The organism is Sporosarcina sp. ACRSL (assembly GCF_022346605.1).
In the GTDB taxonomy this organism is placed as follows: domain Bacteria; phylum Bacillota; class Bacilli; order Bacillales_A; family Planococcaceae; genus Sporosarcina.
The window spans coordinates 16,452-31,458 of record NZ_JAKRNT010000002.1; the positions used below are offsets into that span (position 1 = coordinate 16,452).

The 15,007-nt window shown below is 45.6% G+C and carries 15 protein-coding genes; 1 reads left to right on the top strand and 14 read right to left on the bottom strand.

The window, feature by feature from the left end; translation table 11 throughout:
• Positions 1-18 precede the first annotated feature (18 nt).
• The 12 genes from MHZ92_RS03165 to MHZ92_RS03220 all read right to left on the bottom strand — a co-directional run bounded on the left by MHZ92_RS03165 (position 19) and on the right by MHZ92_RS03220 (position 10,539).
• A complete protein-coding gene (locus MHZ92_RS03165) occupies positions 19-600 on the bottom strand; it encodes a hypothetical protein (RefSeq protein ID WP_239430101.1) in 582 nt (193 codons plus the stop codon).
• Positions 601-611: 11 nt separating this feature from the next.
• On the bottom strand, positions 612-1,127 hold the full coding sequence (locus MHZ92_RS03170; RefSeq protein ID WP_239430102.1) for an AAA family ATPase: 516 nt from the start codon (positions 1,125-1,127) through the stop codon (positions 612-614).
• Positions 1,120-1,773, bottom strand: a complete 654-nt coding sequence (locus MHZ92_RS03175) for a uracil-DNA glycosylase (protein WP_239430103.1) — start codon at positions 1,771-1,773, stop codon at positions 1,120-1,122. The genes MHZ92_RS03170 and MHZ92_RS03175 overlap by 8 nt, the downstream gene beginning before the upstream one ends.
• Before the next feature lie 14 nt (positions 1,774-1,787).
• A complete protein-coding gene (locus MHZ92_RS03180; RefSeq protein ID WP_239430104.1) occupies positions 1,788-2,732 on the bottom strand; it encodes a phosphotransferase enzyme family protein in 945 nt (314 codons plus the stop codon).
• 1 nt (position 2,733) lies between these two features.
• On the bottom strand, positions 2,734-3,081 hold the full coding sequence (locus MHZ92_RS03185; protein WP_239430105.1) for a DUF6054 family protein: 348 nt from the start codon (positions 3,079-3,081) through the stop codon (positions 2,734-2,736).
• A gap of 164 nt (positions 3,082-3,245) precedes the next feature.
• Positions 3,246-4,388, bottom strand: a complete 1,143-nt coding sequence (locus MHZ92_RS03190; protein ID WP_239430485.1) for an MFS transporter — start codon at positions 4,386-4,388, stop codon at positions 3,246-3,248.
• A 147-nt stretch (positions 4,389-4,535) separates the two neighbouring features.
• Entirely contained in the window at positions 4,536-5,486 is a 951-nt protein-coding gene (locus MHZ92_RS03195) for a FapA family protein (RefSeq protein ID WP_239430106.1), read from the bottom strand.
• Positions 5,487-5,600: 114 nt separating this feature from the next.
• Entirely contained in the window at positions 5,601-6,554 is a 954-nt protein-coding gene (locus tag MHZ92_RS03200) for a siderophore ABC transporter substrate-binding protein (protein ID WP_239430107.1), read from the bottom strand.
• Positions 6,555-6,573: 19 nt separating this feature from the next.
• A complete protein-coding gene (locus MHZ92_RS03205) occupies positions 6,574-7,335 on the bottom strand; it encodes an iron ABC transporter ATP-binding protein (protein WP_239430108.1) in 762 nt (253 codons plus the stop codon).
• Positions 7,332-8,282, bottom strand: coding sequence for an iron chelate uptake ABC transporter family permease subunit (locus tag MHZ92_RS03210; RefSeq protein ID WP_239430109.1), 951 nt, complete (start codon positions 8,280-8,282; stop codon positions 7,332-7,334). The genes MHZ92_RS03205 and MHZ92_RS03210 overlap by 4 nt, the downstream gene beginning before the upstream one ends.
• A complete protein-coding gene (locus MHZ92_RS03215) occupies positions 8,275-9,225 on the bottom strand; it encodes an ABC transporter permease (protein ID WP_239430110.1) in 951 nt (316 codons plus the stop codon). Before MHZ92_RS03215 ends, MHZ92_RS03210 begins: the two co-directional genes overlap by 8 nt.
• A gap of 426 nt (positions 9,226-9,651) precedes the next feature.
• Positions 9,652-10,539 carry a DUF6612 family protein gene (locus MHZ92_RS03220; RefSeq protein WP_239430111.1) on the bottom strand — a complete coding sequence of 296 codons (888 nt, stop codon included), beginning with the start codon at positions 10,537-10,539 and terminating at the stop codon, positions 9,652-9,654.
• A 229-nt stretch (positions 10,540-10,768) separates the two neighbouring features.
• Here MHZ92_RS03220 and MHZ92_RS03225 point away from each other — a divergent pair, with 229 nt between their 5' ends.
• Positions 10,769-12,487, top strand: a complete 1,719-nt coding sequence (locus MHZ92_RS03225) for an ABC transporter ATP-binding protein (RefSeq protein WP_239430112.1) — start codon at positions 10,769-10,771, stop codon at positions 12,485-12,487.
• A 389-nt stretch (positions 12,488-12,876) separates the two neighbouring features.
• Here the strand turns inward: MHZ92_RS03225 and hflX are convergent, their stop codons facing one another.
• Both hflX and MHZ92_RS03235 read right to left on the bottom strand, forming a co-directional pair.
• Positions 12,877-14,148 carry a GTPase HflX gene (hflX, locus tag MHZ92_RS03230; protein WP_239430113.1) on the bottom strand — a complete coding sequence of 424 codons (1,272 nt, stop codon included), beginning with the start codon at positions 14,146-14,148 and terminating at the stop codon, positions 12,877-12,879.
• Positions 14,149-14,261: 113 nt separating this feature from the next.
• Positions 14,262-14,954: a VOC family protein gene (locus MHZ92_RS03235; protein WP_239430114.1), complete on the bottom strand. Its 693-nt coding sequence runs from the start codon at positions 14,952-14,954 to the stop codon at positions 14,262-14,264.
• Between the last annotated feature and the right edge of the window lie 53 nt (positions 14,955-15,007).

Below are 15,007 nucleotides of genomic sequence, written 5' to 3' on the forward strand. Positions count from 1 at the left end.
AACGTTAGTCCAGGCGATTTATTCTCCCTCATACCAATAATAAGCATGATAAAATTGCCTATACATATCGAAGCTCATTCTAACATCATTTTGAATAACCTCGATTTCATCGATTAATTGGAATCTCGTATAATAAGGGGAACTTTTCAACCTCACAATTTCGTCCTCGGCAGCTAAGCACCATCGCAAAGCTGCATCGAGATACTTTTTAGATTCATAATTAAGTTCTTCATTAAAATTGATATACAATAGTGTTTTTCGCAAGCTTCTGACATTATCAAACATCTCATTTAAGTCTCGTTTACTAATTTTCGCTCTAGAAGTCGTCATCATATCCATTTCAAACGTCTTTAAAATGGTTTCAGTATTAAACTTTACCCGATCCACTCTCTTATCCTTTAGCAGATCCCATCCTTCATTCTCTTCATCCACCTTCTTAAACTCATACAATTTCATTTTGTAGTCTTGTAAAATAGGAAGTTCCGTTTGAACCGAAACGGATTTATAGACGCTAAAAAATGAATACGGGAAAAATAGTGTCGCTAAAACTATCCACACAACGGCGAATAAACCAATGCCAATCCACATTCCCTTTTTCACTCAATTCCCCCCTAAGCCAATGTTGCCAACCATCTCTCCACTTCGCTTGGTGATTTCAAAATGAGCACTTCTGCATCTGCACGATCAAGCATTTGCAATACACCCGGCCGCTTCTTTTTCGAATACGTCCAGATGAACTTCACAAACTCCCAATCAACCTTTTCCTCGCAGCCTTCCGCCATGTCAGGACGTGTCTTCCCCCGATACATCCATCTCCGCTTGAAAACCCTGGACAGGCATAACCAGTTCGGAAAGTCGAGGAAGATAATCAAATCAGCATAGCGAGCCCGCATCTCAATGGTGGAGTTGAAATTTCCATCAATGATCCATGCGGGCTTCTCTAGTTCGCTTTGAAGTTGTTTCCGAAATTCTGGCTTCGGGGTGGGTACCCAGCCTTCATTCCAAAAAAGGGTGTCCAAATGAAGGACCGGTAATTGCAGTCGTTCAGCAAGTGCAACCGATAATGTCGATTTTCCTGCACCGCTGCAACCAATAATAAGAATACGTTGATATGATGTTTCATTCATTTCGCAATTCCCCCAAGTACTGTCCAATCTTCAACCAATCTGCTTCCAAGTCCGGTCGATGCGACGGCCGATAAAAGACGGCTGCGGGATGGAAGGTCGGGACAATCCGATACAAGCGGTCCGTCCACTTGAACGCCGTGCTGTCGAGATCAGGTAGATACTGCACCGGTCGCTCCAACAACTGTCCGTGCAGCTCCGTCACTTTCGCGTCTTTGCCAAGCAATCTCTGTAAGCCGACATTGCCGAGCGCCACGATCAGCTTCGGCTCGATATTGGCTAGCTCATAATCGAGCACCGGTGCATGCGCCAGTATCTCTTTCTGTGTCGGCGGCCGATTGTATTTCCGTTTCGTCAACGTTCCGTCCCTCTCCCGTTTCTCGCCCCATTTAAAAGGCCTGCTCCGAACCGCGCTCGTTATATACACATCCTCACGCGTCAATCCGATCGAATCGAGCGACTTCATCAATTCCTTGCCTGCCCTTCCGACGAAAGGTATGCCGTCCACAATCTCAAACTCCCCCGGCGCCTCGCCGATCAGCATCAGTTCAGGTTTCTGCAGACCTTCCCCATAAACAAACCCCTCGACCGGAAATCCTTCGATCCGCTCCCTGCCTATATCAGCGATCGATTCAGGTATTCGAAACATCAGGCGCACCCCTTTCAGCCTTGCAATAGTAGAATTGTTTCATCTAAAAATGCTTTTCCATTGCCTTGTTTGATCTTCTCGATTCCTTCGTCTACCCGATCATATCGAAATGCGCGGATGATTGCGAATAGATGTGGAACCATTTCGAGTTCGCGATCAGACAGAGGTCTTTGTGATGTATAAGCTTCTATGTATGCATGATAACGTTCCTCCGGGGTTTCATTTCCTTCGAAGTCATGGTGCCAAACTAAAAAAACTGCAACGCCTATGCATTCATTAATGAAGACTTCATCCCCTGCGATATTGTAGTCAAAGACGGTAGAAATTTTGTTTTGTTGGAATAAAAGATTATAGGGACAGAAATCTCCTTGCACCGGACCCGATGGAAGCGAATCCCATACTTCTTTCAATTGGGATCTTCTGAACTGATACAACTCTTTTAACGTGGTCAGTTCTGCGTTATACATTCCCGTCTCCTCAACACATTGAATGAGATCCAAATAGCTCAATTCATTTTCATCATAATCGCCGAGCGCATCGGTTTTATTTCCGCCGAACATGCCCCAGCTTGTTCCTGTCCCGAAGCGGAAGTCAGTTGCGGAAGAGACTGTGTGCTGCATGCCGAGCATTTTTCCAATCTTTTTAATATGGGACAGCTGGAGACGTTTTATCTCCTTACCGTCCCCTTTTCGTTCGAGAATAAAAACCAAATCTTCATGTTCAACATATCCATTTCCCTCTATCGTTTTCTCTGACACGATGAACGGCAATCTAGCGTTATTCATGAAGGTCGTGAAAGTAATGACTTTCTCAATAAAGGCAACCAATTGTTTTTCGCCCTTCAGGAAATACGTTTCCCCATCCACTTCCACCTCTGCAACGAGTCTGTCCTTGTCCCGCAAAATTTCGTGGCGTGTAACCGGTTCTGTAAAATAGTATTTCATGACCTCTTGAATCAATTCATCCGCCCCCAACTATATATTGCCCCAACGCTCGCTCTACGCTAGTCGCAAAGTTATTGCCCGCTCCCCAATCGAATCGGAAGAAAACGCCTTCTGAACTCCCCGCCGCCACGACGTGAACCCGTGTTTTTCCATCGAAATTATCGATTGTTGCGGTGACCGAAGCCCTGTTATTCGACCGCATATAGTATTTCTCCATAATGAGGACATGGAATTCCGCCGACCCGGTCGTTCTGACGTAATGGTCGACGAGCGTACCGCTAATGCTGCCGCGGAGGATTTCCGATTGAATGATGTCCACCGCTTCGCTTGGTGAAATCGACACATTGAAGTTCTTGACTGACATATCAACATCCCCTCTCTCTATACGACTAATACGAATGGAATCGATTGGAAGTTTCAATTTATTGTAATGTCCGATAGGAGAGGTTGAGTTTAGGTGAGCGGGAGCTTGCTTTGAGCGCGCGACACTTTTCCAACCAAAAAGGACTGCCGCGGCAGTCCTTTCAGTCATTCCAATTCCAATTGTTTTGTTTCCGTTCCTAACAAAATTACCGCGAGGACTCCGATAATGATAGCGCCGCAGAATATGCCGAAAATCAAACCGAATTCGTAGCCAGCGGTTAACATCGAGCCAACGAGCATCGGCCCGAAAATGCCGCCGATCCTACCGACTGCCGCTGCCATGCCCGAGCCGGTCGCGCGGACGGACGTCGGATATTGTTCCGGCGAATAGGCGTACAGCGCTCCCCATGCTCCCAAGTTGAAAAATGAAAGGAACGCGCCCGAAACGAGTAGCGTTGTCAACGATTCCGCATTTCCGAATAGCAGCGCGCTCACCGCTGTTCCGATCAAGAACGTCGATAGCACAAATTTGCGCCCCGCCTTCTCAATGAGCCAAGCTGCCGTAAAGTAGCCCGGCAATTGCGCAAGCGTCATAATGAGCACGTATTTAAAGCTATGGATCATATCGAATCCTTTCATGACCATGACGCTCGGCAGCCAAAGGAACATGCCGTAATAGGAAAACACGACGGTAAACCAGACGATCCATAGCATCGTCGTCTTCTTCGCGTACGGCTTGGACCAAATCAGCTTCAGCTTGTCTCCCAGTGATTGCTTCGGCTTCCCTTCCTCAACGAACTTCGGAGAGTCGGGCAAATTCCGCCGTAAGTAAATAGCGTAAAAGGCAGGCAATGCCGTTAAGATCAATGCAATCCGCCAGCCGTATTCCGGGATGATGAAATACGCGAGCAATGCCGCTACGAGCCATCCCGCAGCCCAGAAGCTTTCTAATAAGACGACGACGCGTCCACGTTCTTTTGCAGACACGCTTTCCGAAACGAGCGTCGAAGCGACAGGAAGTTCGCCTCCGAGACCTGCTCCTACGAAAAAGCGCAAAATCAGGAATACGGTAAGCGTCGTCGTCAATGCCGATAATCCACTCGCCAATGAAAAGAGCACGAGCGTCATCATGAACACATTTTTTCTACCGATCCGGTCTGCGAGCAATCCGAAGCCAAATGCACCGAATGCCATACCAATCGAGTTTACACTCCCGATCCAGCCCATTTCCGCAGCGGACAAATGCCATTCGACCGAAATCGCAGCGATGACAAACGACAGGATACCCACATCCATCGCGTCGAACATCCAGCCTGTTCCGGAAATGACGAGTAATTTATTGCGGGAGATTCCGCGTTTTTTATTGTTCAAATTCAGTCTGCCCTTCGTTGTAATCTTTTGGTGTCTTGACACTTGTCATTATACTCCGGGTCAGTTACGAGCACAATATGTTTTTCAATGAATCCGCAGTTCGCCATCGACCATACGAGCATGGACCCCTAACGTATCTACATCGATATGATGGACGTCGTCCCCAATCCAAATCTCGGTGCCGAACCGGGCAAGGCCGATCGTAACGGTGCCATCCTTTCCCGTTTTGATAACCGTCTTCACACCTGTAGGGGAACCGGTTTCTTTAATCGATACCTTGGAACCGGCAAAAATGAGACCACCACGGCAGCACCCTTCTACAGACAGTTGTTTTTCCGCATGAACAGAACAATTGGAAAGGCCAGCGTCTGTCACTTCAATATTCCCATTGCATGAGAGGACACTGTTAATGGCGTACGGGATCTTCAAGTACGACTCTCGGCACTCCCTCGCCGAAAAACGCTCAATTAGCGTATAAGCCTCCTCCAGAAACTTCGAGAATTCCTCACCGTTCTTTACGACAGTTAACGAAGTATCCGTAAAGACGCTGTACAATTTCTCGATGACCGGCTCCCAGCACGACGTTAATTGGCTTGAATGGTTTTTTACTTTTTGAATGAACGCGAGTTTTTCGTCTTGGAAATCCAAATATTCCTCTTTTAGGATAACCCGAACAAGCTCTTTCAATTCACGTGCATCGATTTCCGCAAGTTGAGCGTCCCGAGTTTGAATAAGTTCAAGAAGTGCATCGTTCATTCTCTCCAAATAGGAAAGCAACCCGTGTAACTGCTTTGCAAGCTCTTCTTCCAGCACTTCGTGCATACCGACCGTTACAGTGGACGAAAGGACATTCCCTTCGATGATGGCCGAAGCACCTGCCTCGACAGTCGCTTTTTGGACAGCTCCCGCGATGAAAACCTTCCCCCTCGCTCCGACGAACATGGAATTTTCCACGTCTCCGCTTATCCGGATGTCACCGTCGAACCGAATGTTTCCACTTTTCACGTCGACTTTTCCATCATAGTCCAATTCCATCATGCCACCTCAAATCACTACTTTTAGTTTTATCATAGCATAATAGGCTGATCTCCTATCCGTACAATAAAAAAAGCCTGCTCACTGGTCGTGAACAAGCATTTTAAATGAAACTTATAGTCCTGCTTCTACCTCTTTAATCATCTCTTTCATGGACAGCAATCCGCCGCCTGATAAGTACCAGTACTCCCCATTCAAATAGACAATCTTATTGTTTTTATAAGCTGACGTCTTTTTCACAAGATCGTTTTCAATCGAGTCTTTTGCGCTTGCACCGTTGCCGATAGCCGCATCGCGATCGATTACGAATAGGACGTCAGGGTTTTTATCAAAAATGTATTCAAATGAAATATTTTGGCCGTGTGTAGACACTTCGATTTTCTCGTCTACCGGTTTGTAGCCCAATACGTCATGGACTAAGCCGAACCGTGAATTCGGACCGTATGCGCTCACTTTGCCTTCGCTCGCCAGCACGACAAGCGCTTTTGAACCGGTTTCGGCTGCCTTTTCATGGATAGCAGCGATGTCTTCATCAATCGTTGCTAGTTCTGATTTCACTTCATCTTCCTTACCGAAGATTTCACCGATCATTTCCGCATTATGTTTGAAAGAATCCATATAATGCGTGTAGTCAAGGCCTACATAAATCGTTGGTGCGATTTCAGCGAATTGGTCATATAGTTCAGCTTGACGTGTTGAAATAAAGATGACGTCTGGTTTCATTGCGTGAATCGCTTCGAAATCTGGCTCTTTCAAGCTGCCAAGGTTTACGTATTTATCATCATCGTATTTCGAAAGGTAACCTGGTACATTCGCTCTTGGCAAACCTGCTACTTCAATTCCGAGTGCATCCATTGTATCAAGTGTTCCAAAGTCGAAAACGACTACTTTCTCCGGATTTTTCGGCACTTCGACAGGCTCAGTGCTTAGCTCATGCTCGATTGTTATCGTTTCGCCTGATTCATTTACAGTGGAACCTGTTGTTTTGCCTTCTTTATCATTTCCGCCGCAAGCAGCAAGTACAACCATAAGAGCTGAAAGCAGTAACGTCATTGTAAGCTTTTTCATCCAAACCATCCTTTTATTTTTAAGAATTAAAATACACACAAATTCGGCAATTATTCATTTGTTTAATCGGTATATCCATGTCATAAATCTCTTTCAATGCATCCGAGTTGATGATTTCATCGGTCGGTCCGTCTTTGACGACACGCCCGTTTTTCAACGCGACAATGCGGTCGGAATAGACGGATGCAAAGTTGATGTCATGAAGGACGATGACAACGGTCTTTCCGAGATCATCGACCAATCTGCGTAAAATCTTCATAATTTGGACGGAATGCTTCATATCCAAGTTATTCAATGGTTCATCTAGCAATATATAATCGGTATCCTGGGCGATGACCATCGCAATGAATGCCCGTTGACGTTGCCCGCCTGACAGTTCATCCATATAATCATGTTGCATTTCCATTAGGCCCATATAATCCATCGCCTGATCGACAATGCGCAAATCCTCAGCGTTCAACTTCCCTTTCGAGTATGGGAATCGTCCAAACGACACGAGTTCACGGACTGTCAAACGGACATTCATGAAGTTCGATTGTTTCAAAATGGAGACGCGCTTTGAAAACTCGTTTGACTTCATTTTGTGGACATGGTCATCATCTACGAGCACCTCACCCGTGTCCGCGTCAATGAGACGGCTGACCATCGATAGAAGCGTTGACTTACCAGCTCCATTCGGGCCGATGAAGGAAGTGATTTTTCCACGATGGATATTGACATTCACCTTTTCAACAACCGCTTTTTTCCCATAGAACTTTGACAACTCACGGACTTGGATCATGAGGATCGACTCTCCTTTAATAGTAAATAGATGAAATACACACCGCCGATAAAGTTGATGATGACACTAAGCGTCGTCGAGAACGTGAAAACCCGTTCCACGACCCATTGACCACCGACGAGTGCGATGATACTCATAACGGATGCTCCCGCAATCAGAACGGAATGCTTATATGTTTTGAAAAATTGATAAGACAAGTTTGCGACGATCAGTCCAAAAAATGTAATCGGTCCAACGAGCGCCGTTGAAACGGAAATTAAAATCGCGGAGAGGACTAACATCAATTTGACGACCCTGTCATAGTTAACACCGAGATTGATGGCAGTATCCCTGCCAAGCGACAGTACATCGAGATCACTGAACGACCGCCGACCGACGATAAATGTGAGGACGACAATGCCAAGCGCCCACCAAACCAATTCCCCGCTAATATTATTGAAGCTCGCGAACATTTTATCCTGCACTCGCAAAAATTCATTTGGATCGATCAGCACTTGCAGAAACGTCGAAATGCTTTGGAAAAACGTCCCGACGATAATTCCGATAAGTAGCAGGAAATAAATCGGCTGACCGCCCCTCTTGAAGAGGAACCTGTACAAAACGAGCGCGAATACAATCATTGTCGAAACGGATAAAATGAAATTTACATGTTTGTTAACAATCGTTATATGGTTCGATCCAAGGAAGAAAATTACGACTGTCTGAAGCAAAATATACAAGGAATCCAATCCCATTATACTGGGGGTCAAGATTCGATTATGTGTAATCGTTTGAAAAATAACCGTCGAATACGCAATCGCGACTCCCGTTAACGCCATTGCGATCACTTTAATGCCGCGGCGAGGAAGTGCATAGTCAAAACTGCCATTCAAATCGTGGAATAAATACAACGAACACGAAACTGCAGCTAGCACAACTAGAATAATCAATTTAGTAGAATCACGCATATGCCTTCCTCCTAAACAACAAGTAGAGGAATATACCGCTTCCGATGACACCGACCATCAAACTGATGGAAATCTCATATGGATAGATGAGAACCCTGCCCAAAATATCACATATAAGGAGGAAGATCGCACCTAATAAAGCGGTGTGCGGCAATGTTTTCTTCAAGTGATCACCATGGAAAATCGACACGATATTCGGGATGATCAAACCGAGAAACGGAATCATTCCTACCGTCAAAATGACAGTTGTTGTCACAAGGGCGACGAGGATGAGACCGATATTGACAATCCGCTTATACGCAAGTCCCAAGTTTTTCGAGAAATCCTCACCCATTCCCGCAACCGTAAAGCGATTTGCGTAAAAATAAGTGATGATCAGCACCGGGATGCTTATGTAGAGGAGTTCGTATCGACCTGACATGATCATCGAAAAGTCACCTTGCAGCCAGGCGGACATATTTTGGATAATGTTCGACTTATATGCAAAGAATGTTGTGATCGATGACAAGATGTTCCCAAACATGAGCCCGACGAGCGGGATGAAAATCGCGTCCTTGAACTTGATCCGGTCGAGGATCTGCATGAACAGCAATGTCCCGGCAAGCGCAAAGATGAACGCCACAACCATTTTCTCAATCGTCGATGCATTGGTGAACAATAACATCGAAACCAAAATGCCTAACCGGGTCGCGTCCAGTGTCCCAGCAGTCGTCGGCGAAACGAATTTATTCCGGCTCAGTTGTTGCATAATGAGACCCGCGATGCTCATCCCCGCCCCAGCGAGTAAAATCGCGACGAGTCTCGGTATGCGGCTAATGAGGAAAATCTCTGTTTCTTCCGATCCGAAATCGAGGAGATCGGTCGGTTTGATCGAGCTCACTCCTACGAATAACGATAGGAAGGATAATCCTATAAGTGCTATGAATAAATAACGTATTTTCATGAGGTAGAGCTCCGATATCGAATATTTGCCTAACTGAGAATCTTCTGAGTGAAAACCATTATCAATTAGCTACAAACCCAATTATAGCAGTTATGGATAAGGTGTCAACTGATAGTTGAAAATGATTATCAATTAAAATACCTCAAATGGATAGGAAGCTGTCCAAAAGCAGTCATGACGCGGATTGCAACAATTGTGGCAAGATTTTAACAGTACAAAAGCGGAGTGCGCCTGCCTAGAGGTGACTTATGACCCCGAACCAATCGAACTACGAAGGGTTCGATTTGCCGTATTTCTGCGGTCTTTGCAGAAATTAAGGCATCCTTCCAGCGCCCGGAGTCTAGACGATAACAAAAGCGGAGGATTGCTGAAGACTCTATTCATAAAAAAAACGGTCATGGACAGCTGTCCATGACCGTTTGCATATTAACCCTCTTGACCTTGCATCATTTCTTCCAAATCGACTGCTTCGTCGATGACTTCTTGAGGAATGACGATTTCATCGATCTCGTTGATTTTCGTAATGACTGATTTCATCTTTTGCACGATGCGCATTTCTTCCTCTTCGATTTTCATCGTCATGTCCATGTCTAAATCAAATGCATTCGTATAGAATGTTTCTTTATCGATGTTAATGACGACATTCAAGCTTTTCACGTCCATATTGTTCAAGATTTCCGCTTCCTCATCAGACATTTCCATATCTGCTGGAAGAGCCGATCCCATCAATTCTTTCATTAGCCCGCTGAACTTGTCGCCAGAAGCGGCAAGCGTTAAGATGTACTCATCATCCGTTTGTTCGAACTTGAAATCTTCCTTGAATTCCTTGAACAAGTTCATATCTAATGTAGGATCTGTTTCGCCGCCCATTCCCGCCATCATTTCCTCATACAAGTCATTTGGCAGCTTGACCCATTGGCCTGATTCAGGGTCATTCATATAGAAGCCTGATTCATTCATGTACATTTCCATGTCCATTGAACCCATGTCGCCCATGTCCATGTTCATCTTCTGGTACATTGCCAATGGCTCGACGATCACGTCCATATCCATTTTGATTTTGGAATCCATTTCAAGTTCTTGACCTGCCATGGAGATTTTTTGGTCGATATCCATGACTGCATGCATGCTTTTTTGTTCTGCAGACACTTCCATCGCTTTGTTATATACTTCCTCCGCCGTCATCTCACTTTTGTTGGTAAGCTCAACTTTTTCACCGGTTGCTTCGTCCTTTTTCGGCTCTGCTTCAGACCCACAAGCTGCCAATCCTAGTGCAAGCACGCCTACACCAAGACCCTTTAGCCATTTTTTCATCTGATTCGCTTCCCTTCTTTGTTTCTATTTCTGTTACGACTAATCATACGGTAAGAAAGGAAAAGGGTTCCACCTTTTTTAGGAATTTCTCGTTTTTGAATCTTTTCTACCATAAAAACAATCTATGTCTTTTCTCACCCTTCTAAACTATTTCGATTTCTGAAACTTTTCATACCACTTTGAATTAAAATCGGCTATAATAACGGGGATACAGAAAGGACATCATCGTATGCTAAAAAAATTCTTTTCCTATTATAAGCCGCATAAACGGCTATTCATTATCGACTTTTCCAGCGCCATTTTCGTCGCTCTACTCGAATTGGCATTCCCGATGGCGGTGCAATGGTTCATCGATACATTATTGCCTTCGGGCGATTGGGGAATGATTGTCACGACGAGCATTCTTTTGCTTCTCGTCTACTTGCTTAGCACATTCCTGCAGTACATCGTCAGTTATTTAGGGCATAAACTCGGCATCAATATCGAGACAGATATGAGGCAGGAGCTGTTCAATCATGTCCACCGCCAGTCGTTCCGATTTTTCGACAACACGAAAACAGGACATATTATGAGCCGGATTACGAATGATCTGTTTGACATCGGTGAGCTTGCCCATCACGGACCGGAAGATGCTTTCATTGCGGTCATGACGATGATCGGGGCTTTCATTCTTATGTTCTCGATTAATCCTGAACTTGCTGTCATTGCGATTTGCATGGTGCCACTTCTCATTGTACTTGTGACGTTCTGTAATATTAAAATGAATGCAGCGTGGCAAAATATGTATGGAAAAATCGCTGACGTCAATGCGCGTGTCGAAGATTCGGTGTCGGGTGCGCGGGTTGTTAAATCGTTCACAAATGAAGACTTCGAAATTTCGCGATTCAAAAAAGATAACGGCAGTTTCAGACTTGCGAAGCTTGTCGCCTATAACGTCATGGCGTGGACACATTCGAGCATGTATATGATGACGAGATTCGTGACGTTGATCGTCCTTGTCGTCGGCGCATGGTTCACATATAACGGCAGCCTGAAGCCAGGGGAACTTGTCGCATTCATTCTTTTCGTCAATGTTCTTATTAAGCCTGTCGACAAAATCAGTGCATTACTTGAGTTGTATCCGAAAGGGATGGCCGGTTTCCGTAGATTTCTCGATTTGATTGAACAAGAGCCGGAAATTAAAGATCGGCCTGGCGCGAAGGCTGTCAGCCATTTGCATGGGGATATCCTTTTTGACGATGTCCATTTCCAATACGATGATAATAAAAATGTATTGAACGGCATTGATTTATCGATTAAAGCCGGTGAGACAATTGCTTTCGTCGGTCCATCCGGAGCCGGGAAGACAACAATCTGTTCCCTTATCCCTCGGTTTTATGACGTCCATTCCGGGGCCATTTCGATCGATGGCATCGACATTCGCAATATGACACAGCAGTCGCTGCGTTCACAAATCGGCATCGTGCAGCAAGACGTCTTTTTATTCACAGGAACCATTAAGGAAAACATCGCGTACGGCAATTTGAATGCGACGGATGAAGAAGTGATAGCGGCTGCAAAAAGAGCGCATTTGGAAGAGTTCATCGCTTCGCTTCCTGACGGCTATGAGACGCAAATCGGTGAGCGGGGATTAAAATTATCCGGCGGCCAGAAGCAAAGGCTTGCCATTGCACGGATGTTTTTGAAAAACCCACCGATCCTCATTTTGGATGAAGCGACGTCCGCCTTGGATACGGAAACGGAACGGATCATCCAGCAATCGTTGAACGAGTTGGCTGAAAACCGGACAACTCTCGTCATTGCCCATCGATTAGCAACCATCCGTGATGCCGATCGGGTCATTGTTGTCACTGAAGATGGCATTGCAGAAGATGGGAAATATGATGAGTTAGTACGAAAGGGCGGTATTTTTGCCCGTCTGCATAATATTCAATTCCAAGAGGTTTAACATTTTGGGAATCGGGGATACTAGTACCATCCCACCCCCTTTCTCTTTATAGATAAAAACCGTACCGGCGACTTTCGAGTCACACGGTACGGTTTTTTCGTTTTATGTCCAGCTACAGGCGCCAGGGGCTCGAGTCGATGATACTCTTTGGCAGAAACCATTGCTCCCAACGCTTCGCTTTTGCTCCCTTAGGGTCGCAGGAACACATTGCTCTCAACGCTTCGCTTATGTTCGCAGAGACCGTTCTTCGTGACGGTCTGTTCTCGCAAAAGCCGTTCTACGTGACGGCAGAGCAAAGATGTGCTCGTAACGCTATGCTTTTACTCGCAAAAGCCGTTCTACGTGACGGCTTTGCTTGTAGCCTCTAAGCAGGCGCCTTCCGCTTTTCGTTAGTGGCTTACGATGAACTCTTCGAACTTCACCCGTTCGGAGCCGTCCATTTCGACGGTCATCAATGTGCCCTCTTCTTCGTACTCCGTCTTCTTCACATTCGCTTTATCGTTCAAATAGGAAACGACATCGCCACGATCGAACGGAACGAGCAGCTTGCACGTAATGTATTGTTCGAAAACCTTTTTCTTAATTAAATCAATCAGTTCATCTAAACCTTCACCATTTTTAGCTGAAATCCAAACGCTATCCGCAGTATCACGTGGATAAGGGACTCCGGCGAGATCGGATTTATTGAACACATTGATGGTCGGAATATTTTCTACTCCGACGTCTTGCAACGTCTCATTCGTCACTTCCATCATATATCTGTACTCAGGATTCGAAACGTCGACGACATGAAGGAGAAGGTCTGCTCCTCGCGCTTCTTCCAACGTAGAGCGGAATGCTTTGACCAAATGATGGGGCAGCTTTGAAACGAAGCCGACCGTATCCGTCAAGAGGAATTCCTTATTGTCTGCGAGTGATAAGCGTCTAACGGAAGTGTCAAGCGTCGCGAAGAGCATATTCTCTTCGTACACTTGCTTCGATATTACATCATCCATTTTCCGAAGCAACGCATTCATCAACGTCGATTTGCCCGCATTCGTATAGCCGACAATTGAAACGACCGGGATGCCACTTCTTTTCCGCTGCTTCCGCTGTGTATCACGACGGTCGCGGACATGGTCAAGATCCTTCCGAAGCTTCGAAATCTGGTCTTCGATTTTCCGACGATCGAGCTCGAGCTTCGTCTCCCCAGCACCCTTATTTTGAAATCCTCCGCCCGTGCCGCCACCTTGCCTGCTCAACGAAGCACGTAAACCGACTAGCCGCGGAAGCGTATATTGGAGCTGCGCCAATTCGACTTGCATCCTCGCTTCATGCGTCCGTGCACGTCTCGCGAAAATATCAAGGATGAGCATTGTCCGGTCAATGACTTTCACTTCAAGCTCTCGTTCTAGATTACGGATTTGGGACGGGGACAACTCATCGTTGAAAATAATTAGGTTGGCGTCCGTTTCCTCGTAAAATCGTTTAATCTCCGATACTTTCCCTTTCCCGACATAATGGGTCGGGTGCCTGCGCTCCAAATTTTGTGTCACACTGCCAACAACATGCACATCGATCGCTTCCGCCAAATTCTTCAATTCTTCCATTTCATATTCAAAATGCTCATTCGTCTGTTCCTGCACACCGACAAGAACCGCATATTCTACTAATATGTCCATTCAAAAACCCCTCTCACACAAGCTTCCCGCAATTAACGAACGCTTTCCTTCATAGAATTACGCATAAATCCTGTAATTTACGCATAAACGCAATTTTTCACGCATAACCGTCGCTATCTCTTCCCAATAACAACATCATTCAACCTGTCCTTCCCCTCTTCTTGACGGACGAACCGCATCCGGACATTCCCTATCATCATATCATTCGAATCTCCGACCTTTTGTGAAAGAAGGACCGCCCATTCGCCTATATCCCGCAACGGGTCTTCCACGCCGAAAATGCATTCCTTAATTTCCAGTTCTTCATTCTCTTTAGTCAAGGTGCCTTCCGCACGCAACTGTTCAAACCGTTCTTCCTCCGGCGTTTCCCACTCGATAAAAAATGGATAAGGCAGTTCATGAGAAATCGGCTGATCGACGAAGAGCATTTTCCATCTTCTAAGCTCTCCACTCGCCGTCCGACGCTCCGCATCCAGCACACCCGAAGTGGCAAAACCTTTGTTTGTAATTTCCTCATTAAATTGCTCAATATTCGGCACGGATAAACATAATGTACCCCAGCCATCCTGTTCAGCGACGTCATGAAGAAGCAAGCGAGTCAATGGATGATTGACTTGCTTCGCAAATTCAGGACGTTCGACGGACAGCCATTCGATATACGCATTTTTCACGTACATCAATGCATTATGCGTCCCCCATTTTTCGTGTTTGCCACCGATGACAGCATGTTTGCCTGCCTTCTTCTGCTCTTCAACGACGTCACTAGGACATTTCGATGTGAAATAAACGACATGGTCAAGTTTCATAGGATACTCCCCCTTTTAAAATAGGTTACCATATCCATTAAAAAAACGACCTT

Excerpts from the sequence above, each read along its gene's own strand:
- MHZ92_RS03170 (WP_239430102.1), bottom strand. The coding sequence starts at position 1,127 with ATGAATGAAACATCATATCAACGTATTCTTATTATTGGTTGCAGCGGT.
- MHZ92_RS03175 (WP_239430103.1), bottom strand. The coding sequence starts at position 1,773 with ATGTTTCGAATACCTGAATCGATCGCTGATATAGGCAGGGAGCGGATC.
- MHZ92_RS03185 (WP_239430105.1), bottom strand. The coding sequence starts at position 3,081 with ATGTCAGTCAAGAACTTCAATGTGTCGATTTCACCAAGCGAAGCGGTG.
- MHZ92_RS03190 (WP_239430485.1), bottom strand. The coding sequence starts at position 4,388 with ATGTTCGACGCGATGGATGTGGGTATCCTGTCGTTTGTCATCGCTGCG.
- MHZ92_RS03195 (WP_239430106.1), bottom strand. The coding sequence starts at position 5,486 with ATGGAATTGGACTATGATGGAAAAGTCGACGTGAAAAGTGGAAACATT.
- MHZ92_RS03200 (WP_239430107.1), bottom strand. The coding sequence starts at position 6,554 with ATGAAAAAGCTTACAATGACGTTACTGCTTTCAGCTCTTATGGTTGTA.
- MHZ92_RS03205 (WP_239430108.1), bottom strand. The coding sequence starts at position 7,335 with ATGATCCAAGTCCGTGAGTTGTCAAAGTTCTATGGGAAAAAAGCGGTT.
- MHZ92_RS03210 (WP_239430109.1), bottom strand. The coding sequence starts at position 8,282 with ATGCGTGATTCTACTAAATTGATTATTCTAGTTGTGCTAGCTGCAGTT.
- MHZ92_RS03215 (WP_239430110.1), bottom strand. The coding sequence starts at position 9,225 with ATGAAAATACGTTATTTATTCATAGCACTTATAGGATTATCCTTCCTA.
- MHZ92_RS03220 (WP_239430111.1), bottom strand. The coding sequence starts at position 10,539 with ATGAAAAAATGGCTAAAGGGTCTTGGTGTAGGCGTGCTTGCACTAGGA.
- MHZ92_RS03225 (WP_239430112.1), top strand. The coding sequence starts at position 10,769 with ATGCTAAAAAAATTCTTTTCCTATTATAAGCCGCATAAACGGCTATTC.
- hflX (WP_239430113.1), bottom strand. The coding sequence starts at position 14,148 with ATGGACATATTAGTAGAATATGCGGTTCTTGTCGGTGTGCAGGAACAG.
- MHZ92_RS03235 (WP_239430114.1), bottom strand. The coding sequence starts at position 14,954 with ATGAAACTTGACCATGTCGTTTATTTCACATCGAAATGTCCTAGTGAC.